This window comes from Paenibacillus sp. GQ49, from assembly GCF_059759055.1.
This window is the reverse complement of sequence record NZ_JCAXEL010000005.1, coordinates 157,395-182,274: the sequence shown is the minus strand read 5'-3', so window position 1 is coordinate 182,274 and position 24,880 is coordinate 157,395. Positions and strand designations below refer to the sequence as shown.

Genomic DNA, 24,880 nt, shown 5'->3' with positions numbered 1-24,880 from the left:
TATGCTTCTCATTTGCCTAGCTAAAATCAACCACCGTCCTTGTCATCACTCTATGTTGCTGTTATGGGTAAGTCAAAGAACCGTTTCTGAATAAAACGTTCATTTTTTTTGAACAAAAAAATGCCACTTATCGTGGCATTCTCTCGGTACGCATTCAATTATCCTGCTCAGCATTACTAATTTTTTTAAATAAACAGATTATGATTGGCTTGTGATGCTTGTCCAAGATAGTAACCGACACCACCAATTTTAACTTGGTCTATTAATTCTTCACGTTGAATTCCCATTAAATCCATGGACATTTGGCAGGCCACGATCTCTACTCCTTGAGCAATTGCGCTCTCTATCAATTCCTCCAACGAAGGTACATGATGTTTTTTCATCAAACCACGGATCATCTTCGGGCCTGCACCGAGCATATTCATTTTGGACATGCCAAGCTTCTGGCTACCGCGAGGTAACATCATATCAAACATACGGCCGATCATGGTTTTGGATAACTTCTGCGGCTGCTGCTTGCGAATAATGCTCAATCCCCAAAACGTGAAAAATAGGGTTACTTTCCGACCACTGGCTGCGGCCCCATTTGCAATAATGAGTGAAGCGATCGCTTTATCCAGATCGCCACTGAAGACAACCATCGTGCTGGCAGGATTAGGATCGCTGATTGGGGCCTCCGATACGGGTTGTGCTGTATTTTTAGCAATGACAGACTCAATCGTACCGCCTTTCATTCTTTCCAACTGCAAGATTGTGGAACCCGACATCGTGGCCCATGCTTTGACATCTTCATAGAAGCCTGGATCGGAAGCTTTCACACGAAGGGTTTCTCCGTTTGAGAGTTGATCCATTTTCTGCTTAACCTGAATCAGGGGACCAGGACAACTTAATCCGCATACGTTCAACTCATGATCAATACGCTGCGGCTGTGTCGAGTCAGAGGGAATAGACTTTTCTTCCTTAACGTCCACCGCAGGATCATGCTGCTCTTGTTTTATAGCAGTAAATGGAGCAGGCTTAAACTGGGCTTGACGGTATGTTTTATAACCACCACTCAGATTTTTTACACTAAAACCATGCTGACGCAAAATTTGCGAAGCAGTGTAACCACGTAAGCCGACTTGACAGTATAGCCAGATTTCTTTGGATGGGTCTAATTCATCTAAACGTTGACGAAGCTCATCAACTGGAATAGAGAGTGAATCCGGAATATGACCATTTTGATGCTCGATTTCACTGCGAACATCCAGAAGTATGGACTGCCCCGGCTGACGATCAGCCAGTTGATTATAGGTGAACGTCTGAACACGTCCGGTGATCATATTCTCTGCCGCATATCCAGCCATATTCACGGGATCTTTGGCAGAAGAATAAGGTGGTGCGTAACTCAGTTCAAGCTCTGTCAAATCCCGGACATGCCCTCCAAAATGAATGGCTACAGCAATATCATCTATTCGTTTATCCACTCCATCATAACCGACTGCTTGTGCGCCCAAAATTTTACCTTCCGGAGTAAACAGCAGTTTAAGAGTAATCGCGCTTGAACCCGGATAATAAGATGCATGAGAAGCAGGGTGTACAATAACGGTTTGATATTCCACGCCGAGACGCTGCAGTGTTTTTTCATTACTGCCTGTCGTAGCTGCGGTCATTCCAAATACTTTGATAATGGACGTACCTTGTGTTCCTTTATAGGTAGAAGGAAGCCCTGCGATACGGTCGGCAACAATACGACCTTGTTTGTTGGCAGGTCCGGCAAGTGGTATCGTTGCCTTCGTACCATGAATGGTTTCGGTTACTTCGATCGCATCCCCAACAGCATAGATATGTGGCACACTGCTTTCTAAAGCTTCATTTACGATAATATGTCCACGTGCACCCAGCGAAACGCCGCTATCCTTCAAAAAATAGGTGTCCGGTGTTACGCCTATCGCAAGAATAACCATGTCAGCAGTCAGCGTATGACCATCTGCAAGTTCAACTCCTATGCCCTGCTCTAGGGAATGGAATCCCTGAACACGCTTGGAAAACAGCAGGTTTACACCATGATTCTCCATTTCCTGTGCCAATGCGGCTCCTAACTCGGGATCATATGGTGTGAGTACTTGTGCGTTCCCCTCAATAAGCGTTACATCCAGACCAGCTTCCTTTAGATTCTCAGCCATTTCTACGCCGATAAATCCGCCGCCTATGACGATCGAAGACTTGTTGTTAGAAGAACTTACCTGTTCTTTGATCCGATCAATATCTGGAATACTTCGTACGGTATAAATTAGTGGATTGTCCTTGCCCGGAAGATCAGGAATGATCGGTTTTGCACCTGGTGACAAAATCAACTCATCATAGCTTTCTTCATATGCACCGCGCTCCTGGGACTGTATCTTAACCACTCGCTTCTGCGAATCGATAGCTACAACCTCACTTCTTGTACGCACATCGATACGAAAGCGATCTGCCATCCCTTTTGGCGTTTGCACCAGCAGACGCTCTCGATCTTCGATTGAGCCACCTATATAATAAGGCAAGCCACAATTGGCAAATGAGATATAGGGCCCTTTCTCAAAGATAATAATCTCGGCATGTTCATCCAGACGGCGAAGACGTGCAGCTGCAGATGCACCTCCAGCTACACCGCCAACAATCAGTACTTTTTTGCTCATGATTCACAATCATCCTTTTCAAATAAAGTTTTAATAATCTGTTCAACCCGTTTGTCGGCAAGCACATAGTTTACTTCAAGACCATTCCGCTCCGTCGCAACAATACCAGCACTACGAAGTTTCTGGAGGTGTTGAGAGACTGTTGATTGGGGAAGATCCAGACATTCCTGCATATAAGAAACATTACATTTTTTTTTCATCATCAGTCCCCGCACAATGCATAAACGAATGGGGTGAGATAAAGCTTTCAGCAGATTAGCAGGTTCATCGAACTGTTTAATGTTATTGCTGTCAAAAGCGGGAGTGTTCAAAAGTATTCCTCCTAAATCGTTATATCGTAATAATACGATTTATTGATTCTTATGTCAAATGTATTCTCGAATGAACGCGTTCAATAAGTTTGACACCCGCTCAACCCTACGGCTTTGACTTGTTTCAGGTGGATGATAAAAATGCCTGCCAAAACCGCTAAAGCGATATTTGAAAGGCATTTATGTTTGTATCAGGCCTTTATTATAGATAGCGATTCAATTGAACGGCTTATGTTAGAGTATAACAGGCTGAATCAGTCCGTCCTTACCAAAAAGAAGCGGGTCCATACATATTTCGCGGTGATACCCCTTTCCAGAGGAAAATCTGGACAGTGGCGTGACAAAACGATGATAGGCAATCTGGTATTGACCTGTTTCGGAATCATTAAATATACAGTGATGCCCTGTGCCCAGCATGCCCTTCTCCACATTTTTGCTCAGGATTGGGTATCGATAGGTAATTGGACCGTATAACTGCTCTGCCGTACCGTAATTCACATGATAGTCTTCGCTGCCTGTATCATCACAGGACCATGTAAAGTGGTATAGTCCACCCTGCTTCAACACGGTTACCGCCTCACGAAAATCATGTAAGCCCGCCAGATTACTCATTGTGTCCTCCACGACACTTATCATGTCTTCATTAAGCTCCACAATGGCAGCATGTCCATTGCCAAATAGCAGATACGGTCTTCCATCATCCTCAATATAGATGGAGGGATCAATAGCCTGGCCCATGGTAATGCCCAGACGTTTCAACTGCTCCATTGTGATCAAAGGCTGCGACTCGGCCAGGAATGGACCAATCGGTGTATCCGCTACAGCAACGCCAATGGCACTCTCGCCGTTCAGCATTTTGCCACAGAAATAAAAATAGAACTTTCCGTTATGGCTGGCAATTGCCGGTGCCCAAGCATTACCGGTTGCCCAGGCGACATCCTCTGTTCCCAGATCAAGGATAACACCTTCGTCTTGCCAATGCTTCAGGTCTGAAGAAGAAAACACCTTGAACTGTGTCCCCGACCACCCCTCGAAACCATCTGTTGTTGGATACATATAGTAACGATCCTCAAACTTGGCTACATCAGGATCGGCATATTGTCCGGGAAGCACCTGATGACCATCCCCAAAAGCCGCAAGAAGCCGACTGCACTCCTCAGCTGTGATTGGCAGGACACTTCCATGCCGCTTCTGAGTCGTTCCCATATCGAATTCACCATCAGGGACGATTCGGAATTCTCCGCTTCCCAGATCCGTAGTCAGCAGAGGAAGATAACCCTTTCCTTCAGCAAATCGATCAACAATCAGGCACCATTCCTCCCGGTCATTGAATTTAAAGATTTGAGGTCCTTCCACACCTGCCACAGCCTCCAGTACCGGGGCTTGAAGCGTAACAAACGCCCCTTTGTCGAGAGAGTCTCCTTTTTCTACCCGTATGTTTTTGGTTGTTTCATCCTTGGAGTATCGATAATAAGAGCCATCCGCTGGAAGAATCGTTGTATCAATAATATGATTATCCCGCTCAATGTATTTTTCCGATGCAGAGAACGTACGAAAATCTTTTGTACGAGCGCTGTATATTTTTTGCTTTCGTTCTTGCTCCTGAGGTTCCTGCGTCGCAGAAGCCCAGAATACAAGAAACTCATCTGCCATTTCATCATACACAGCTTCCGGTGCCCAGACACATCCAGCATCCTCAACACCTAGTGTAACGTTCCATGGGGATGACCAGTTTACGAGATTGCTGGATTCCCATATGATTACGTCACGGCTTCCGGTATTAACGGCATGAGTCCATCCCTTGCCGCTTGCGATGCGGAGATCCGTAGCAATCAGATAAAATTTATTTTCCTTGACTGAACGAACCAGAAACGGGTCCCGTACCCCCTTCTCTCCAAGGTCGGAAAACAGCACAGGCGATCCGCCATTAAGATCTTTCCAGTGAAGACCATCCTCGCTATAGGAGAAATAAACCTGCTCTCCGTCTGGTTGTTCGCCAATAAAATGTACAAAGAGATACCCGTCATAAGTTGGAGTTGTTTTGGTCAATGGTAATGAGCCTCCTGAAATGAAATTGACTTTATACTAACCGTCATCAAAAAAATGAAAGCGTTCCACTTATGTTGTATCATACTTCAAAAACAGCGGGATGAGTATATTTTTGTAATCTCGTATGTTGTAGATCATGTGAATCTTTCGCCGGAAACTATTGCCCTGATTGGAATGTTTGACTTGCTCCTCATGCAAAGAATCAAAACATCGCCTTTATTTTACCTAAGGTATACAAAATTCTTGGTTATCATTTACAAATAAATGCTAATCTGCTTAATGATGAACAAATGAATATAGATTCATGCATTCATTTTTGTTGTTGAGATATTACGAGGAGGAATCATTGTGAAATTATCCAAAAGAGTATTACCAGCGGTAGCGCTGACTCTGGCTGTATCGGCTTCTACTCTCTTGTCTGCAGGACAAGCAAGTGCGGTTCAAGCTGTAAGTGTGGAGAAAAAACAAATCAAGAACATCATCTTCCTCATTGGGGATGGCATGGGGACCTCTTATACTTCCGCCTACCGTTATATGAAAGATGATCCTTCAACGAAGGGCATGGACAAAACCGTATTTGACCCTTATCTGGTTGGGGCACAAATGACCTATCCGGATGATGATAAACAAAATGTAACGGATTCCGCTTCCGCAGCAACGGCCATGTCGGCGGGTGTGAAAACCTACAATGCGGCCATTGCGGTTGACCCTGAGCAGAAGGAAGTCAAAACCGTACTTGAACAGGCCAAAGAAAACGGCAAGTCCACCGGACTTGTGGCTACGTCTGAGATCACTCATGCTACACCAGCTGCATTTGGTGCCCATGATATCAGTCGAAAAAATATGGATGCAATTGCGGACGATTATTATGATGAGTTGATTAATGGCAAGCATAAGGTGGATGTACTTCTTGGTGGAGGGAAATCCAATTTTGTACGCGAGGGTCGTGACCTGACGAAGGAGTTTCAGAAGGCCGGATTCAGCTATGTCACGGATCGTTCCTCTCTCCTTGCTGATAAGAATCAACAAGTGCTTGGACTGTTTGCGGACGGAGGTCTGGACAAGTTGATTGATCGTAGTGCTGCAACTCCATCATTGGCTGAGATGACCAATACAGCGATTGATCGTCTCAGTTCGAATGACAAAGGATTCTTTCTAATGGTCGAAGGCAGCCAGATCGACTGGGCTGGACATGATAATGATATCGTTGGTGCGATGAGTGAAATGGATGATTTCGCAGCAGCATTTCAGGCAGCTATTGATTTTGCCAAAAAAGACGGTGAAACACTTGTCGTTGCTACTGCCGACCACTCCACGGGCGGACTTACCCTGGGAAAAGACGGAGAATACAACTTCTTCGTAGACCCGATCAAAGCTGCACTGCGTACACCTGACTTCATGGCAGCACAAATTGCAAAAGGTGCTTCGGTTGAAGAAACACTAAAAAGTTATCTGAAACTGGAGTTGAAACCGGAAGAGATTCAATCGGTGAAAGAAGCAGCCCAAACCGCGGATGTAACAAAGATTGATAATGCCATTGAAGCGATTATTGATAACCGTTCATTTACGGGCTGGACAACAGGTGGACATACAGGTGAAGATGTTCCGGTCTATGCCTACGGCCCGGCAAGTCATCGCTTCGCTGGTTTGATCGACAACACAGATAATGCCAAGGTCATATTCGATATTCTCAGCAAACACCAATAATTCGATAATAATTCAATAGTTTACGATCATCCCTTCTCTTCTTTCATCCGAAGAGAAGGGATTTTTTTCATAAAATCCTTATTGATATGCCACTCTACCTTTTTATGAACAACCTCAACCGTAGCCGTTCTATACTTGGCTTTTTTCATGACCGAAACTTGTCCATTCACTTCGAGTAAGGCGTACGATGCCAGACGAATGCAAGAGCATGCCTGTTCCGAATTTGCTAATATGCATTATATCCCATGGAGTTGGTTACCTTATACAAAACCGCTCGCATTGAAGGGAGAGAAATCCGATAAATGCAGTTAACGAATGGTTAAGGCAGCTTGCCCACAACTATATTCTCATTGTCATTGCTGCGGTGCTCTTTTTTGCAGTCAAAGCAGTCATTGGGTTCTATACGTACAAGCATTATGACAAAAAATTGGATGCACTCACAGATAAGGTCGATCGTCTTCTGGAGGAAAAAACAACGGAGTGATGCAGCTTATTGTGAGCTATAGAAGTAACAAGCTTTGGAGGACAATTGCATGTTAGGAAACATTCTGCTGGGTATGGTCATTCCCATTATATTGGGTGTATGGATTCTGCGTCGGAACTTTACAATCCTTATTCTATATTATCCACTTGGTGTGGCTGTAGCAGCATCCATCAACAATATCGGGTTTAATTACTTCTGGAATATTCTTCCGAATACTCATAATCAATCCTTGGCTGCTCTTCCAATGGATCTTGGAATCTATCCGATTGCCGGCTGCTTGATGATGTATGCCATTATCGTCAAAGGTGCCAAGCCATGGTTGGCGATTCTTGTTGCATCATTGTCGCTGACATTAATCGAATGGGTTGCCAAAATGCTAGGGCATGTCATTTATTTTAATGGATGGAACATTCTTTGGACCTTTTTGTCATACCTCCTGCCATTTGTTCTTGCTTATGGTTACAGTAAACTTTTGAGGTATACCAAGTGATACACTTTTACTCCGGTATGGATAAATAACGCCCGTACTCTTTTAAAGATGAAAATTGAAATCAGCAAAAACCAGTGAATGAATTACATTTCACTGGTTTTTGCTTTGCCGAGTTTTTCTTTTATCATAGCATCTTGCTATCCAATGCAATCTTTCAACATATCAGGTTCCACATGAACGTGAACGGTGTATACGTCATGCTCCTCCATTAACTCATTCTCCACGTCTGTACAGATATCGTGTGCTTGTTGAAGATCCAGCTCTGCATCAACTGTTATGACAACGTCTACTACAACGTTATTGCCATAGTTCCGCGCTCTCACGTCTTTAACCGTCTCTACGCTGTCAATTCCGGCAATCGTCTTTTTGTACTCCTGAATCAGTTCAACATCAAAACCATCGGTCAGATGGTGCGTTGCTTCCTTGAAAATGTCCCAAGCGGTTTTGCAGATGAGGAAACCTACGATGACAGCCGTTACAGGGTCCAGCCATGGGAGGCCGAACTGGGAACCCACGATTCCAATGACCGTACCGGTGCTCACCCAGGCATCGGAAATGTTATCACGAGCCGCAGCCATGACCGCCTGACTTTTAATACGTGTAGCAAGTCTCTTGTTATAGCGATAGACCAGATACATGATAACTGCGCAGAAAATGCCTGTGTACCCAGCAATGATATCCGGAGATTCATGTGTACCCCGAAACACAGAACTAATGGCTTGAAACAGTACTTGTAAACCTACTGCCATCATAATGAAAGAAGCAACAAGTGACGCAACGGTCTCTGCTCTCCAGTGACCATATGTATGATCTGTGTCGGCTGGGCGTTGGGCAAGCTTCAAACCGATCAGTACAGCTATTGAGGCCACAATATCGGTGGCATTGTTTAATCCATCCGCCTTGAGCGCTTCTGATCCGGCCATATTGCCAACAATCAGTTTTAATACGGTCAAACATATGTAGGCGATAATGCTGATGATAGCTCCGCGCTCCCCCAGCTTTAGATTATCGTATTTAAGTTGATCCACATGATATCCTCCTGCAATCTTCAATTCAAGCACGTGTTTCATGGTACCATTGAAGATTTGTTTGGGTCTAGAGAAACGTTTTGAGTGTGACGAAACATAATCTGAACGCGGCAATTTTTTTACAAGAATCCAAAAAAGTTGGATTTGGCAAACTTAAGTGATTAATGGGGGGTAAGAGGAAGGTGGCCGACTGCTTCCCTTGTAACCATACTTTCTTGCACGTAGACAAAAAGAGCCAAATGGATCGTTTTGATCCACTCGGCTCTTAGCGTTATTTTACAATCATTTGTATAACATCACTTACCGTTGTTCCACTTCCATTCATAATTCACTGCTCTTATTCAGAAAGTGTCGGTTCAACTGGCGCTTCATTGGGAAGCGGCTCCGAATCATCGGAATGCCTTTCGAACATAACAGCGTCAACTCTCGTATAGATCATATCCGCAGGAAGCGTTGGCGGGTCTACCGTGGTAGGCGAAACTCTGGTTAACCGGACATACTCGCTACCGTCACCCGTAAAGTCGAACGTTCCCAGATTAACCCAACCCGATGATCCGGCCGTTGCATCGATATAGGTGACGTCGGTACCCGTTTTATGCTTCACTTCCACTTTGACATTGTTATCGTTTGCTGTCGTATGGACGAGTTTATAGATCGAGACCGTATATTTACCTTCTGGAAACTCGCCTTTCCACGTCGCTGATGAGCCTTGAACTGTTGAATAGCGGGATTTAACCCCAATTTTGTATCCGGCTAAATTGCTTTGGCTCCACGACCCTTCTGTCGTGTATAACCCCGTTGTATTTGTACTATCGACGATAACCGTTAGGTCCCTGATCGTGATGTTCAAAGCTGGTGTGGTTAAGGTCACTCCGTCAATCGTAACAGTAGCCCATACCTCAATGTGATCCGTGTTCCCATCAAGATTAAGAAGGGTCAACACCCCACTGCTATTCACTTCGGCAAGATCCGTACGATCAACGAAATACTGCACATCGGCCTGTGTAAGATCACCGATCAAACCGTTATCCAAATAACCGGTTACGCTCAGTTGTGCGGTTTGAGTCATCTGTAGCTCGTTCCGATCGGATATGATCACAGCAGACTCCAATTGCGGTATCCTGTTTGGGTCCACCCACATGATTGCATCGGCAACGACTCTGGACTTATTGGCCTTATTGGTTAGTTCCACGTACCCACTATCGCCTTCAGCAAAAGGATAATCTCCCAGGTGCACCCAAGTACCATTCGCTGTTGTCTCATCAACTGTCACCGTCTCGGAGCCTCCGCTATAATAAACGGTAAATGAGGCATTTGTTGCCCAATTTTCACTCGCAGCCGTGATTTGCGGAATCTTGTAATACACACTGTAAGTGACACTTTCTGGAAGCTCAGGCCGCCATCTCATTTTGCTTGTCGCTGTGCCGGTCGTAGATTTGGCATACACATAGTTATCATAATAATAATCGTTAGCCGTCGTATCCCTTATCCAGACGCCTTCTGTCTCCGCCTCCGTATTATCCACAATGATGGTTGAACTATCCTGCCCATCGGGTTGAACTGGAGTTTCCGATACCTGATCAGGCAGATAAAGTGTCCGCTTACGGGTCTGTTTCCCCTCCGATTCCACGTAATACGTGAAGGTTTGGGATAAATCATTCACTCGTATCGACCATTCCATTGGGTATATCGTATCTGGCACGGTTGTGTACGTGGCCCCGCCATCCAGGGAATAATGGATTGTCGCTGGTTTTGTCGTTTTGGCCTGCACATAAGCATCATAAACCGTTTCATCGGGCTTAACGATTAGCATGCCTTTAACCGCATCAATTGGACTGTGCGTATCAAAGAAATAACTTGCATCCGATGTATCTGCCGTTCTGACCTGATGCAACGGTACATCAATATCAAGTCCCTCTACAATGATCGCAGTGATGCCCTTGCCTGAAACCGTGGCTTGAATGATTCCACCACTCATTACCGTTTGCTCTGGTGTGCCATTGTCACGGATGATCGTTACGGCGTAATTTTGTGCTGGGTTGAATCCAATGATTTGTTCATTTAATTCAATTGGAGTCTGAACTTCATCTGAAGATGCGTTGCTTAACCCGATGTAGAATTTATCCCCGCTCTCACCCGTTATCCAATTCAATTGAGGATGGTTGGTCTTAATAATCCCCTTAGGCATCCAGAGCCAAACGTCCGAATTACCATAAAATTGACCTGGTTTATTCCCATAGAGGTGATATTTGAACCATAAAAAATTCGTTTCAAATACGGAAGGAAACGTAATACTCCCGTTTGATTTTAATGATTGTTCGCTAATCAAATAATCCATCGTTTGCCCGAGTTGCCCTGGAATATGGTGATAATAGATAGATGTAGCCCCGCTTGGGCCTTCCAGAGGAAAATCCGGTTCAAGTTGGCTAACAGCGAAGCCTTTATAATAATAGCCTGGATAACTGGAATATCGTCCAATAACCGCATTATGAGCAATATCCTGCAGCAGTTCATCCCCTGTATAGAGAGACAATCTCAGCATGAACGGAGCTTCCTGAGCATTCATCCGATAATAGCCAGTTGTACTTCCTGCTTCAAACGTCAATCCGCTTGGTGAAACAAGCCAACGCTCCGCTTGAACCCCTCCGACGACATCTTCTGGAAGCTTGAGTCTAGGATATTGAAATTTACCACTTTCCGGCCAATGGAACGATTCCGCGTAATTATATGTCTCCGGCTGAGGAATCGTAACGTTACCTTCAGAAACTGGACGAGCAACAAACATGGTTGCATATCGTTTGGCTTCCTTATAAGCGGCATCCAAGTATTTGGGATCCTGCGTTTCCTCATATAGCTCCAAGATCTCCATCCACAGCTTGCTATAATAATAAATGAACTCATTTTTACTTACATCCACGGATGCAGGCGTATCGATATGTTGCGTGATATAACTGTCGGCTGCATCTTTCGCAGCTTGCAAATACTGCGCATCTCCCGTCATCCGATACATCATCAGGGGCTGAATGACAGGACCCCGGTCTTTCTGATCCGGGTCACGCACGAGGTATTCTTCCTGTGCCAGTGCCCCAATTCCTGCCGAAGTGCCCATCATCTGATTGACAGCGGCGACACTTGAAACATCAAACGGCAGAGTAGCCATTTTCCATAAGGAAGGCACACCGTATACTTTCTTCTGCGTTGGCGACCAACCGATACCATTTCGCGATACGCCATACTGGACGGACGGCAGTGCTCGCGTATCGTATAGCTGGTCATCCCCAGTTAAATAATAAGCCCCCAGAAGGACCGCATTCGAGCTTGTTCGAACGCTGTCCTCGTTTTCGATATCAATAAAACCCTTGGCACGGCTCCACCACCCGCTGGGTGATGGGACATAATTCACAGAGTCGTCCCCTTGCGGCTCAATTTTAAGTAGATCAATCATATTAAACATCGCGTCAGTAAGCGACTGATCTGACACATTTTCCCGGTATGCCGAATAATCGTACTCATTGCGAAGAATATCCGCGTAGGACTCATACAGATTGCTTTTTTGAGCGATTAGCCCCATATGAAATTGATAGGTGTTTTCTGCGGTCATTTGCGAATAAGTCCCTAATTGAGGCGCATACAAGATGGGCTGCACGCTGCCTTCGTTGTTGACCAGGCTCATGCCAAGCCGTTGTTTCGTAACACCTCCCGTCGGTTCAAATTCAACCGGAAGCTCCGCCGAAGGAACAAATATGCCATACGTCAATGGATTTCCCGCACCATCATTTTTCTCAACCAGGCTCATCGGAGCGCTCAGCTCTCTTAAACTTGTTGATTCCACCGTACCTACCATTTTGGCATGTGACCTGAATCCATTTAACACTTCATTGATGCCCGAGATTGCCTCTGTTGTGAAGGACTGATATCCAATCACATAATTGCCGTCGCGGCGAGGTGTAAAGGCGAAGGAAACATCTGGTTTATCCCCTGCCATGGACCAGTTCACTTCAAAATCATAATCACTGCCATGCGTAGAATCGGTTAATACCGCCGTGTGGCTGTCGGGAAAATGGACCCCGTCGAATGTAATCCAGCGTTTGTTCATCGTATCATAGTAATTGGTTCGGCTCCCCGCATTCCCGTCCAATAAAACCCATTGTTCCTCAAGTCTTTCCGATTCATTATTGATTGGAACCCAGTTCCCTGTCTCCGTGTTTTTGTAGAACATGTCACGAACGATGGATTTACCTTCATCCCATGCTGCCTCATAGAAGGTTGCCTTGTAGTTAGCATTTTCGATGCTGCCTTTCTCTGTGTAACTGAGATTCGCTAAGGTACGGCTTCTTAGCGGGGGCAGCGGTGGTGCTTGTTGACGGATATTCCCCTCGAACTTGACTGCATCAGCCCGCGTAATAATTTTACCCGTAGAAGGTTGCGTTCGAGTCAGCCTGACAAATTCGCTATCATTACCACTAAACTCATACTCCCCCAGATCCACCCATCCAACCGATGGACCTGACGAAGGTCTAAGATCCATAAACTTCACATCCGTAATCCCGTTATGAACAATCTCAATTTTCACATTACTATCTGCTTTATCTGCCCAATCCAGCTTATAGAACGATATTCTCGCCGTCCCTGCTTCCAAGCGTGGATTCCAGGTGATGCTTCTACCTACGGCATCCGTATATTTGGAAGTGGAATTATTGTATCCCTTCACTCCCGCGCTTGTGGTCCAATAAGGAGCGGAGAATCCGTTATTGGCATTACCTGCATCAACAGTGACGACATGATCAATCGTGAGACTTCCATCATCAATGATGATTGTCTTATGTGGCTCTTTCTGCTGAATATTTCCTTCGAACTTGACCGCATCCGCGCGCGTAAGGATCGTGTTTGTGGTGCCGGTAGACCGGGTCAATTGAACAAATTCTTCCCCAACTCCAGAAAAATAGTACTCTCCCAAATCAACCCACCCTGCTGGAGCGCCAGATGAGGGTCTTAGATCCATAAAGACTACATCCGTTGTTCCATTATGAACAATCTCAATTTTCACATTGCTATCAGCCTTATCCGCCCAATCCAGCTTATAGAACGATATTTTCGCCGTTCCTTCTTCCAAGCGTGGATTCCATGTTATCGTTCTGCCTGCTGTACTCGTATATTTGGTGCTGGAAAGATCATACCCCTTCACCCCTGTGCTTGTAGTCCAATTTGGAGCCGCATATCCATTGTTCTCGTTACCCGCATCTGGTGTCACAACATCATTGATCTCGATACTCCCGTCATCGATAATAATCGTCTGATAAGGTAAGGTCTCCGCATAAGCGGTCCTTATTCCGATCAGGCTGGAAGGAACTACGACCGTCAACATGAAAACGATGAAGAAAAACAGCTTCCTTTTGACCATACAATTCACAGCCTCTCCTTAAAATGATAACGCTTCCACAAATGCATTGTCTTTTGCTCGAATGATCGTAAAAAAGCAATTACCCTTAGCCTTCTGACTAAACGCGCTCTGTTGTTTTTATCTTAGCAGTCACATCACCATAAAATTTCTTTCATTTTAAGAATTTCTTATACGATTTTAAGTAAAAAAAGAAACCTACATCCTAATTGATTGCTCAGTTGCAGTCAGATAGAATATAGGTTTTCCAAGTGTCCTATGAGGACTAATCAATTATAATGGCGGCTGCACCAATAACAACTTTCCAAGCTGAATGACCGTTTGATCATACCAAGCTGGATGCTGCCGAATATGTTCCATACTTCGTTTATTGCCACTTGCCTCAAACACAGCGGCTTTGTCAGTTTTCTCATGATCGATCTCGAAGCGAACTGTATGTTTCCCATTGGGTAGCTCCGGCAAGAAAACATATTGATTTCGATTATGATCGTTATAGGGTGTGAATCGATCGATAAGGAAGGGATCCCCTCCATCCACCGACACCTTCAATCTGCCAGAATCCGGCCCCCCGATATCAAATAAGCCGATGTGTGTTCCCTCAAACTCCACTGTGATCGTCGCTCCGGAATCAACTGCTCGCCATAAACCGGGGAACAACCAATCATACTCGCGCACTAAAGGAAAATCATCAGGGGTCATGTAAGACCATCCTGGTGAAAAATGAGTAAGATGATCCAGTGGCAGCATGGTTGCATACTCCCAAGGATTGGCCGGGACCAAAGGGTCCTGTGGCAAGTGATGTTCGACTTTTCCCACACGATCGCGAAGTTCGCTCATTTTCTCAAACGACCGGGTGATGGTATCCGTGTAGATCTGGTGTCCTTCGGGAATTGTCGGATGGATCGAATCATGCGTGAAAATAACGGCTCCGGGGATGGACACGTCTGCCCTTGAAGTAAAAATAAGCTTTCCATCCGAAACCAATCGACTGACCGCTACGCCCAGATGAATCGAAGGAATGCCGTAATAGTCGGCGACTTCCTCTTGCATAAGAGCGCCCTTCTGGTATTCGCCGGATTGAAATGAGGTCAAATCCCGCTCCTTAACCGTATATACAAACAGGATATCGGTAAACCGGCTCCGCTTGCGAATCTGTCGGACAATGCCTTCGATCCGCGCCTTCGATTCGGGAACTCCGCCATCGTTGCCAACAAATTCAACAAACACGAGATCAGGCTGATGACGCAGTACATCTGTCTCCAAACGGGCGCAGCCAAGGTCCGATCCTGTCCCATCAATGCCTGCGTTCACAGCGCGGATATCGGCATGGGGATATTGCCCTCGCAGCCAATCCGCCGTCATGACCCTGTATCCTGCCGAACGTGTATTACTGCCGCCAAAATAAACGATGGTCACGGTTTCCCCATTTTCCAACTTCTGAATGACATTAGGCAGCCCTCTTCGTGGGAAAAATTCCTTCATCTCGACTTCACCCGACCTCACTTAGCGTTTTTAGAAGCAAAAAATTTTACAGCAAACACTTCATAATAAGGCGAACCATACGTTGCACAGAAATCAAACCGGATTTGGGTTACACCTTGTGCATGCACCTGATGTTTATTTAACGAAAGATAATTCCCACGGACTTTAATTTCGCTTTCGGTTCCGTCTTCTAAGGTTAAGGTCACATCATAATCCTGGATCAGTGGCTCGATTGGATCGTCGAAATGCTCCAAATTCAGCTGCGAATTGAAAACAAGATGGATTTCATCCAGATTCTTGGGGCTTGCAAAACCAAATTCCAACCATTCCTGTCCTTCTGTACGTTCCGAAATCCAGCTGTTCGGCAGACCATAAGGTCTGGAGAAGCCGTTGACGACATTCGCGGGATTATACATATCCTGCGATGGTTTTAGATCCTTGAAGCAAATGCTCCTATTGAGCTTCTTCAGCCTGGATGGCTCTTCCGGTCTATAAAGGAAGCTCACCGCTCCAGTCATTTTCTCTTCATTGCTGTGTACAGTGAGGTCCGCCGTACCTTCCAATACGATGTAGATTTTGTCGTCTTCTGGCTTCTTGCAGCTGAGGTCCAGTGTAATCCAGTCATCGTGACCCGCTGAAATCACCAAGCTGTAGCCCTTCAGCTCGCTGGTGGGAATATAGTTTTCCTTCCGATCACCGCCATACAGCTTCACTTGCAGCGTTTCCGAATGCTCGGAACTATTTTTAATTTTGATCTGCACGCTCTCAACCACAGATGTCTGAATTGGCAAGACCAAACATAACGCTTTGTCCAAGGAGACCTCTTCGGTTGAAAGAACATGTTCATAGCTTCTCTGAGACGAGGCATGAATCGTTAATCCGTCAGCGAAATAAGGATCCAACGGCTCTTGAAGCCCTACAATCGTTTGCCCGTCTCGAAGCAGCTGCGCCTGAAGCTCACCCATATGGGCTTTGACTATAGCCGCGGGTTCTGTCTCATATTTTACGCATAACGCGGCAGCCGTTCCTACCGCCTGCCCCATACAACCACAGGTTGCCATGACCCTTGTAGACCCAAAAGCCACGTGGGTAGCGCTTATATTACGGCCAGCGAACATGAGATTTGGGATATTGTGTGAAAATAAGCTGCGAAACGGGATATTATACAATCCCGGCACAAAATTCCACGCGGTAGCCGGCCCCTCATCGTAGATGCCTTTATTCGCATGCAGATCCATATACCAGCCTCCGACGGATACAGCATCTTCGAAATGAGTCTTTTCTGTAAGATCGTTCTGAGACAGCATGTGTTCCCCTATAAACCGTCTCGACTCTCGCTTTCCCGGAATCGGGCATACATAATCCAGGATGAGGTTGTCTACATCATCAAACTCACCGCTATTTTTGATATAATCCCAGATCCCGTATACCAATTTTCGCAGTTCCAAGGCAATGTCTTCATTATTCTTGATAATATCCATATGTCCGCCGTATTCCAGCCACCACAATCCGCCAAGCCCGTTGATTTTCCTTGGAAAAGACCGATGGTTTAATCCTTTTCTGATACTATCAAAAAACTCCAGCTTCGTAATATCATACGCAAAGCCTGGCCTTTTGTAAGGAACGGAATAGTTTACGTCACGGGCTTGAAACAGAATCGTATCACCCATGGTGTAATGATCCGCCACTTCTGGAGCGAGCTGCTCCTTGTATTCATGCTTCGCCTCTCTTCCCCATCGGAAGTGAGCACCTGCTTGGTATCCAACAATTCCATCCCCGGAGCAATCGATGTAGGTTGAGCTTTCAAAACGAAATTTTCTTTCGGAAGCTAGTTGAAGGCCCTCCACCCATTTGATTCTGCCGTTCTCCATGCCGGTTTCATGCACACATGTATTCAGGAATAGAGAAATGTTGGGCTCATCATAAACCATGTCGAGCAAGACCGTATCCGAAAGCGAAAGCATAAGTTTTTTGTTGTATAACGGATTGTAATGAAATATCTTCAGCTTCAGTTCTTCTACCAACCCGCCCTCGCGAGCATAGTAGGATGGACTGTTTCCGAGATATGCAGACCCGTTAATGTGAACTCTGACCTCGCTGCTCGCATTTCCACCCAGAACTGGCCGATCATTGATAAGTGAAACCAGAAGTCCTTGGCGTGCGGCAGCAATGGCAGCACATATCCCGGCAATTCCTCCACCTATGACGGTTACATCTGCTTTCATAAGTTCCATTTGGATAACCTCCATGATTAGATACTCCTATCATGGTAATGGTTTTGGTCCGTTTTTTTTTACAGGATTTCGCGAAAAAATCATACATTTTTTGCATCCTTATTAGGATTTCTACCGTGTCATTTTTATCCGATATTGCTTGGGCGTATCCCCAGTGTATTCTTTGAACAGTTTGCAAAAATACCCTTCATTGACGATACCTACTTCCTCGCACAATTCCAATAATGAATAATCCCGAACGTTTAACAAATCGAGGGCAAGATGGATTTTTTTACGATTGATGTAGCTGATCACGCCTTCGTTCATTGTTTTTTTGAATAAGCTGCTAAAATACGATGGCGCTAGATTCACTTCCTCCGCAATGGCCTCCAGGGTTAAACGTTGTTTCAGGTTTTTCTCTATAAAATGCATTGCACTCATGATTTCTGCACGATGTAATAGTTGGCCCGCGTGCACGTATTCAAATGTGAAGTCGCCAATATAAGCGAGTTGCTCTTGAAATGCCATAAATTTCATAGGGAATTCTGGAACTTCCGTGGTCATCTTGTTCCCCGATTTAAACTTTGCGGTAATGTCCCTGTACAAGTCTCTAATCATTGGTGCCATGATAGACTTGTGGATTTTATGGTCCGAAACAAACTGCGACAGATCGGCAAGTGCATTGTCCAGCTCTTCCTTGGAAATCTTTCGTTTCATCCGTATAAGAAAATCAGCCAACTTCTGCTGAAAGTCTGCTTTTTTGTCATTATGGTATTGGAACCGATGCATCGGTGTTTTTACGACTTTTTCGGTATGATAATAGAAATCCTCACTCACATTTTCAGCTTCCGTGTACGCCTGTTTGATCGATTCCCAGCCTCGATGCGGACTTCCAAAAGCGACAGATACCCTTTTATTCAAATATTGATGCAAATGAGAGATGATCTGCCCTCCCAAAGATAAACAAGCATATTCCGTTTCCATATCACTGCGGTTATTTTCCCAAGATAAAAAGCCAATAAAACGATTATCGGACAGATCCGCAGCTACGCCACTGCTACCATTCATCACCGTTTCTTCGATGATATTTGTTATCGCATACTTCAAGATGTTTTGATCTGCGGCCGCGTATTCGTTTCGGAAACTTTCATACGTATTCATTTCAACGATGAAGCAGCAATAGTTGGCTTGAAAGAAATGAAACTGCATGCGATTGGCAAAATCCGATGCCCGATGAGAAGGAATTTCACCTCGGATCAATTCGTTAAAAAATTGCTTGCGGACTCTGTATTTATTTTCAAGCACGGATACGTTTAACGAGTGGAATTCCGCCTCTTTTTTCTCAAACTCATTTAAAATTCCGGCTGCCTTATCCAACGCTCGATTCAAATCGGCTTCCCTCAGCGGAACCTTTACAATGTACTCCAATACGTTGGCTTGAATCGCCCGCTGAGCGTATTCGAAGGATGAATAGGCGGTCAGCAGTATGTATTGGGTATGGGGGAGCTCCGCCTTGAGCTGCTCAATCATGGAGATTCCGTCCATCCGCGGCATTACAATATCGGATATGACGATATCCGGTTTAAGTTTTATGATCTCCTCGATCCCATTCAACCCATTATTCGCTTTGCCCACTAGAACAAATCGTCTATCCCTATGAGAGAGTTCATTAAAAAACAATTCCAATCGTTGTATGATCAGGTCTTCATCGTCAACAATGAAGCAGGTATATTCTCTCCCCATTATGCATCTCCTTTTGGCAATTCTGCCGGGAATACAGCGCGTATACGGGTTATTTCCTTAGGTATGCTTATGATATCCAGCCCGAATTGATCTCCGTAGTGGAGTCTTATTCGCCCATGAATATTGTTCAGCCCAATTCTTTTTCTTTTTACTTCCTCTTCACTCGGTTCTGAGATTAAAATATGTTTTATTTTATCAGCTGGAATTCCCTCACCTTGATCAACAACTTCGATGATGACGATGCCGTCCTCCCTGTATGCATGAATCGTAATAGGCCCCTCAATTCCCCCTCCGTTATAACCATGGAAGATACTATTCTCGACAAGGGGCTGCAGCAGCATTCGGAAAACTGGGAAATCCATCAGTCCTGCTTCGATATTTTCAATCAAGTTGAAGTTTCGGTTATACCGAATGTTCTGGATCTCGATATAGTCCGCTACATTGCGTAATTCCTGGCGTAGGGAAACCTTCTCAGATGCATCGTCTATCCCATACTCCAATAATGAAATTAGTGACCCGATCACCACATCTACTTTCTCTATTTGTCCGAGACGTATCACATTGCTGATTGAACCAAGTGTGTTATACAGAAAATGTGGGTTTATTTGAGACTGTAACACTTGGATTTCCAGCTTCCGCTCAAGTTCATTATGAAGCTCGGCCCGGCGAATCAGTTCCACAATTTGCTGTAACATACGATCGAATGCTCGTGAAAGATCTCCAAACTCATCGTTTCGCTTAATGGTTATTGTTGTTGTGAGGATGCCTTGCTCTACCTGCTTCATTTTTGTTTTGAGCGTATAAAGTGGTTTTCTTATATATTTGGCAACCAAAAAAGAAATGAACAAACTTAAAAGAAGACCTGCAGCGAGCAACTCGAGGTAATAGGTTTCCAATCTGGACAACGCTGCTTTTAAGCGTGATTCATCGTTGATCGAGATGATGGTCCAGTTGAATTTCTCCGTTGGTTTTTTCAAAAGGGAGACCGGAATACCATCGTTGGTATACAGTTGAAGGTTTGTTTCTGTTGTATCCAGAATTTCTTCCGCTGACGTCTCTCCGATCGAAAAAGAATGATCTTGAATATTCAGAGGTCCTTTATTTTCAGAAAATCCGGCAATGATCTTACCTGACGCAGTGATCAGAGCCAGATTCATTTGTTCCTGTTTATTAATCTTGAATAAGGTTTCTTCAATGGCATTTAGATCCAAATCAACCGCAATGGCCATAGGAAACGGAGCACCGTTCAGATATCGAACCATCGTAACGGTCCAGCCGGAATACTTCGATTTGTAAGGTTCACTAACAAAGGTAGTCCTTCTATTCTTGTCAGCCGCATCAAATAAAGGTGCTCTTTCAGCTAAAGGTTCATCGAATATTCGAGTAGGTGTACTTCCGCCTAGAATGGATAAATCGCTTTTGATCAAATAAATATTACTGACATAAATACTGTTGAGTTCATACAGCTCCCTTAATTGCTTTTTAATCACTTCGGTATTGTTAATGTTGGCTTTCACTGATGTTTCAACTGAGAAGAGAATCGTCTGGAAGGAGGAAAAATTAACGGTGAAATACTGGTCTACCTTGTCTAATATTTGATTGGTGTAAAAAATGTCATTGGTTCTTATTTCCTTTTGGACATAGCGATAAGACAATTGGCTTATCAAGATGATGCAGCCTAATACAAAGGCAAACACGATAAAAAATAATTTTAAAGGCAAGCTGATTCTTCTTCGCATCCATCATCTTCCTTTTAGTTCCGTTTTAAACTAAGAATAGCATATGCTAATAAAGAGAGGGGCTACGAATAGCCACTCTCTCTTCGTTTATTTTTACTTGATAAGGCCGGCTTCTTTAAATTGCTGGATTGCGGTTTCCTTATATTTCTGCATGTCAAACTTGGTATCCAGCGTCTGGAGGAAATTGTCCCAGTTGGAAAGAGGCTCTTTGCCCGTCATAAATTTAACCAAGCTTTCATTAATGAAACGTTGGCGGTCAGCATCCAATGTATCGTTGGGGTCTGGAGTCAATAAATTTCCGGGCAGCGTTGGCCCCACATATTGCTGGTTGTTCTTGAAAGCTTCCGCAGTCTTCGGATTCTGGAAGCTGAAGTACTCCGCATCATCACCACGGCGCGGCATTCTATAATGATCGACCCACAGGTACTTCTCTTTCATTTCCTTCGATAACTCGGAGGTTTTATTTTTGATCTTGCCGTCCACTACATCCCAATGGATGCCTTTGATTCCGTATGCAAAGTTTGGATAAGCTTCTTCGTCTGTAAAGAGATAATTCAGCATAGACAAGATCCGAATGATTTTGTCCTTATCCGCTTTCGCGGAGATAGCCCATGAATTGCCTTGGAACGATTTTCTCTCAACAATTTGATCACCATAAGGACCTTTCATCGGAGGAATAACGATCCACTCCGGCACTTCGCCACTAATTTCTTTCATTTTTTGCTGATAATCCGGCTCCAGCCTGCGGGCATCTCTGATCATGAAACCAACTTTCCCCTTAAACATCTTTTGGTCCAACAAATCAGGCGAATTCATCGTCACCCAGTCTGGGTCAACCACTTTTGCTGTCATCATTTTATTAATGTAAGCAAGCGCCTCTTTCATTTTGGGATCGATAAACAGGAATACCGGTTCATTATCTTTCACTTCAATGGCCGAAGGAGGATTGACGCCGAACATCCACATCAAGCTATCGAAGCCGTAGGTTTGCAGATTGCCTTCTTTATTCATACCGCCGATGAATCCGTACGTATCGTTTTTGCCATTACCGTCCGGATCTTTCTCTGTAAAGGCTTTCATAACTTCGAACAGCTCATCCGGTGTCGTTGGTACTTCCAGATTCAGCTTTTTCAGCCAATCGTTCCGAATGAAAAAGCTTCTACTGATACCGTTTACATTATCATAACCTGGAACTCCGATCATTTTTCCTTGATAGGACATTGCCTCCCAGGAGTCGCTGCCAAACCGTTTCTGCAATTCAGGGAATTGATCCAGATACGGTGTCAAATCTGCAAGAACACCTTGGTCATAATATTGCGCGAGATCAGCACGGCTCTTTAAGAAGATTAAATCTGGAATATCCCCGCCTGCAATGAGTGTATTCAGTTTGGTTGTTGCTTGACCCGCTTGAGGAATCATCATCTCCAAGTCGATGTTCATCTCTTCTTCCAACATTTGGCGTTGAATATCTTCATCACGTGGAGGTACTGGAGCAGCAGCATTAAAAGTGCCTTGGTTAAACATTGAGATTTTCATTTTGGTTGCAAACTGGCCAGACTGGCCTTGCGAATTACTCGAAGTTGTCGATGTAATTTCTTCATTTCCCCCACATCCTGACAATAGCGTTCCAAGTCCTAAGATTGCCGACAGAATAGCAAATGAAATCTTTTTACGCTGCATATTGACCTCTCCTTTGCTTGTATATTATCACGGATTCCCCGTAATAAGTTAGGTTGGAACACCTTTTAACCTTTAACAGATCCCAGGAGTACACCTTTGGTAAAATGTTTTTGCAAAAATGGATAAACGATCAAAATCGGGACCGTAGTTACAACAACTGTAGCCATTTGCACAGCGAACGTACTGACAGCGCCGGAATTGGCGAGCGAATCAGCGCTTTGAGTTGCGACGTTAAGCAGGATGTTGCGCAAAATCACTTGAAGTGGCATGTAGTTGGAATCATTGATATATACAATGGCATCAAAATAACTGTTCCAATGCCCGACTGCGTAAAATAGGGAAATGGTAGAAAGTACGGGTAAGGACAAGGGTAAAATGATCCGCCATAACGTCTGAAGCTCACTCGCACCGTCTACCCTTGCTGATTCCTCGATTTCACCAGGTAATTGCTCAAAAAAGCCTTTGATGATCACCAGATTAAATGCACTAATGAGATTTGGAATGATCAATACCCAAGGACTGTTTAACAATCCCAGAGAGCGGATTAGTAAATATGTCGGAATTAACCCCCCACTGAACATCATGGTAAACACAATGAAGAGTAAAAACGGACTTCTTCCGGGCAAATATTTTTTGGATAACGGGTAGGCCGCGATCACCGTAAAAAACACATTTAACGCAGTCCCTACAATCGTTCGGAACAACGTAATTTTATACGCCTGCCAGATCCCATGAGAAATGAATACTTCTTTATAGGCCAGAAAGGTAAAGGATTCTGGTATAATCACAATCCCTCTTCTCAGTACTTCCGATTCTGGCGTTACGGAGACAGCAACCACATATAGAAATGGCAGCACGCACAGTAGGGATAATATAATAAGAATTACATAAACGACGGTTTGCCAGACTTTTTCCCCAATTGTCAAATGGATCATTCTAAAGACCACCTCACCAGATTTGCCCATCGAATTTTTTGGCGAGCTTATTCGCTGCCAACACTAAAGCAAATCCGATGACAGCTTTAAACAATCCTACAGCAGTAGCCAAGCCAATCTTAAGACGCTCCAACCCTTCCCGGTATACCCATGTGTCGATAATATCGATCTTCTCCTGGTTAAAGGTGTTGGCAAACATGAATATTTGGTCAAAACCCGCATCCAGGATATGGCTTAATTTAAGAATCAGCATCAGAATAATGACGCCTCGAATACCAGGTAACGTGATATGCCAGAGCTGTCTCCATTTAGATGCACCATCCATTCGAGCCGCTTCATACAAGCTTGGATCGATTCCTGCCAAGGCGGCAAGGTACAAAATCGCCCCCCATCCAATATCCTTCCATACTTCAGATAAGATGATCAGCATTCTGCCCCAGGCAGGTTCGGTTAGAAACGAGATGGGTTCAACACCAAAGTCCTTTAAAATCATGTTAAAGAGACCATCGCCTGGGGCTAGTAAAGCTACCATAATTCCATACACAATGACCCATGATAGAAAATGAGGTAAATAAGTGATTGTCTGCACGATTTTCTTAAACCATTGGCTATACACTTCATTGAGGAGTAAAGCAAGTACGATGGGCGCGGAGAAACCGAACAATAGCTTATAAAGCGATATAATGATCGTATTTTTCATGATGTCCCAGAAATAAACGCCGTTCATAAAATCCGTAAAATTTTTGAATCCCACCCATGGGCTATCCCATAGTCCCAAAGCCAGGTTGTAGTTTTTAAAAGCAATCATGATTCCCGCCATAGGAATGTATTTGAATACCGCAAAGTAAATTAAGGCTGGTAATAAGAGAGCATACATCACTTTGTACTTTTGCATCATCCTTATCCATGTCTTTCGCTTTTTGGAGATGGGAATGGCGTCCGCTGCCAACTTTGCTTGCAT

General features: G+C 44.5%; 14 protein-coding genes. 2 read left to right on the top strand and 12 right to left on the bottom strand.

The features are described from left to right. Positions 1-185 precede the first annotated feature (185 nt). The 3 genes from AC6CIF_RS12095 to AC6CIF_RS12085 form a co-directional block, all read right to left on the bottom strand. A complete protein-coding gene (locus AC6CIF_RS12095; RefSeq protein ID WP_498199814.1) occupies positions 186-2,660 on the bottom strand; it encodes an FAD-dependent oxidoreductase in 2,475 nt (824 codons plus the stop codon). Continuing rightward, positions 2,657-2,971 (bottom strand): ArsR/SmtB family transcription factor, encoded by a 315-nt coding sequence (locus AC6CIF_RS12090; RefSeq protein ID WP_339296825.1) that lies wholly within the window; start codon positions 2,969-2,971, stop codon positions 2,657-2,659. Before AC6CIF_RS12090 ends, AC6CIF_RS12095 begins: the two co-directional genes overlap by 4 nt. 234 nt (positions 2,972-3,205) lie before the next feature. Beyond that, entirely contained in the window at positions 3,206-5,020 is a 1,815-nt protein-coding gene (locus AC6CIF_RS12085) for a glycoside hydrolase family 43 protein (protein WP_498199813.1), read from the bottom strand. A 348-nt stretch (positions 5,021-5,368) separates the two neighbouring features. Here AC6CIF_RS12085 and AC6CIF_RS12080 point away from each other — a divergent pair, with 348 nt between their 5' ends. Both AC6CIF_RS12080 and AC6CIF_RS12075 read left to right on the top strand, forming a co-directional pair. Then, a complete protein-coding gene (locus AC6CIF_RS12080) occupies positions 5,369-6,727 on the top strand; it encodes an alkaline phosphatase (RefSeq protein ID WP_498199812.1) in 1,359 nt (452 codons plus the stop codon). Between the two features lie 533 nt (positions 6,728-7,260). Then, positions 7,261-7,701, top strand: coding sequence for a hypothetical protein (locus tag AC6CIF_RS12075; RefSeq protein ID WP_076210601.1), 441 nt, complete (start codon positions 7,261-7,263; stop codon positions 7,699-7,701). Positions 7,702-7,838: 137 nt separating this feature from the next. On the opposite strand, the gene AC6CIF_RS12070 is transcribed toward AC6CIF_RS12075, so the two are convergent. The 9 genes from AC6CIF_RS12070 to AC6CIF_RS12030 all read right to left on the bottom strand — a co-directional run bounded on the left by AC6CIF_RS12070 (position 7,839) and on the right by AC6CIF_RS12030 (position 24,880). After that, entirely contained in the window at positions 7,839-8,729 is an 891-nt protein-coding gene (locus AC6CIF_RS12070) for a cation diffusion facilitator family transporter (protein ID WP_498199811.1), read from the bottom strand. 337 nt (positions 8,730-9,066) lie between these two features. Then, a complete protein-coding gene (locus AC6CIF_RS12065; protein ID WP_498199810.1) occupies positions 9,067-14,130 on the bottom strand; it encodes a golvesin C-terminal-like domain-containing protein in 5,064 nt (1,687 codons plus the stop codon). A 270-nt stretch (positions 14,131-14,400) separates the two neighbouring features. Next, positions 14,401-15,609 carry an SGNH/GDSL hydrolase family protein gene (locus AC6CIF_RS12060; RefSeq protein ID WP_498199809.1) on the bottom strand — a complete coding sequence of 403 codons (1,209 nt, stop codon included), beginning with the start codon at positions 15,607-15,609 and terminating at the stop codon, positions 14,401-14,403. Positions 15,610-15,626: 17 nt separating this feature from the next. Beyond that, entirely contained in the window at positions 15,627-17,843 is a 2,217-nt protein-coding gene (locus tag AC6CIF_RS12055) for an FAD-dependent oxidoreductase (RefSeq protein ID WP_498199808.1), read from the bottom strand. 111 nt (positions 17,844-17,954) lie between these two features. After that, entirely contained in the window at positions 17,955-19,565 is a 1,611-nt protein-coding gene (locus AC6CIF_RS12050) for a response regulator transcription factor (RefSeq protein ID WP_498199807.1), read from the bottom strand. Continuing rightward, positions 19,565-21,304 (bottom strand): sensor histidine kinase, encoded by a 1,740-nt coding sequence (locus AC6CIF_RS12045; RefSeq protein WP_498199806.1) that lies wholly within the window; start codon positions 21,302-21,304, stop codon positions 19,565-19,567. Before AC6CIF_RS12045 ends, AC6CIF_RS12050 begins: the two co-directional genes overlap by 1 nt. 93 nt (positions 21,305-21,397) lie before the next feature. Next, entirely contained in the window at positions 21,398-22,984 is a 1,587-nt protein-coding gene (locus AC6CIF_RS12040) for an extracellular solute-binding protein (protein ID WP_498199805.1), read from the bottom strand. Between the two features lie 65 nt (positions 22,985-23,049). After that, positions 23,050-23,919, bottom strand: a complete 870-nt coding sequence (locus AC6CIF_RS12035) for a carbohydrate ABC transporter permease (RefSeq protein ID WP_498199804.1) — start codon at positions 23,917-23,919, stop codon at positions 23,050-23,052. A gap of 13 nt (positions 23,920-23,932) precedes the next feature. Next, entirely contained in the window at positions 23,933-24,880 is a 948-nt protein-coding gene (locus AC6CIF_RS12030) for an ABC transporter permease (protein ID WP_498199803.1), read from the bottom strand.

Excerpts from the sequence above, each read along its gene's own strand:
- AC6CIF_RS12095 (WP_498199814.1), bottom strand. The coding sequence starts at position 2,660 with ATGAGCAAAAAAGTACTGATTGTTGGCGGTGTAGCTGGAGGTGCATCT.
- AC6CIF_RS12075 (WP_076210601.1), top strand. The coding sequence starts at position 7,261 with ATGTTAGGAAACATTCTGCTGGGTATGGTCATTCCCATTATATTGGGT.
- AC6CIF_RS12065 (WP_498199810.1), bottom strand. The coding sequence starts at position 14,130 with ATGGTCAAAAGGAAGCTGTTTTTCTTCATCGTTTTCATGTTGACGGTC.
- AC6CIF_RS12060 (WP_498199809.1), bottom strand. The coding sequence starts at position 15,609 with ATGAAGGAATTTTTCCCACGAAGAGGGCTGCCTAATGTCATTCAGAAG.
- AC6CIF_RS12055 (WP_498199808.1), bottom strand. The coding sequence starts at position 17,843 with ATGGAACTTATGAAAGCAGATGTAACCGTCATAGGTGGAGGAATTGCC.
- AC6CIF_RS12050 (WP_498199807.1), bottom strand. The coding sequence starts at position 19,565 with ATGGGGAGAGAATATACCTGCTTCATTGTTGACGATGAAGACCTGATC.
- AC6CIF_RS12045 (WP_498199806.1), bottom strand. The coding sequence starts at position 21,304 with ATGCGAAGAAGAATCAGCTTGCCTTTAAAATTATTTTTTATCGTGTTT.
- AC6CIF_RS12040 (WP_498199805.1), bottom strand. The coding sequence starts at position 22,984 with ATGCAGCGTAAAAAGATTTCATTTGCTATTCTGTCGGCAATCTTAGGA.
- AC6CIF_RS12035 (WP_498199804.1), bottom strand. The coding sequence starts at position 23,919 with ATGATCCATTTGACAATTGGGGAAAAAGTCTGGCAAACCGTCGTTTAT.
- AC6CIF_RS12030 (WP_498199803.1), bottom strand. The coding sequence starts at position 24,880 with ATGCAAGCAAAGTTGGCAGCGGACGCCATTCCCATCTCCAAAAAGCGA.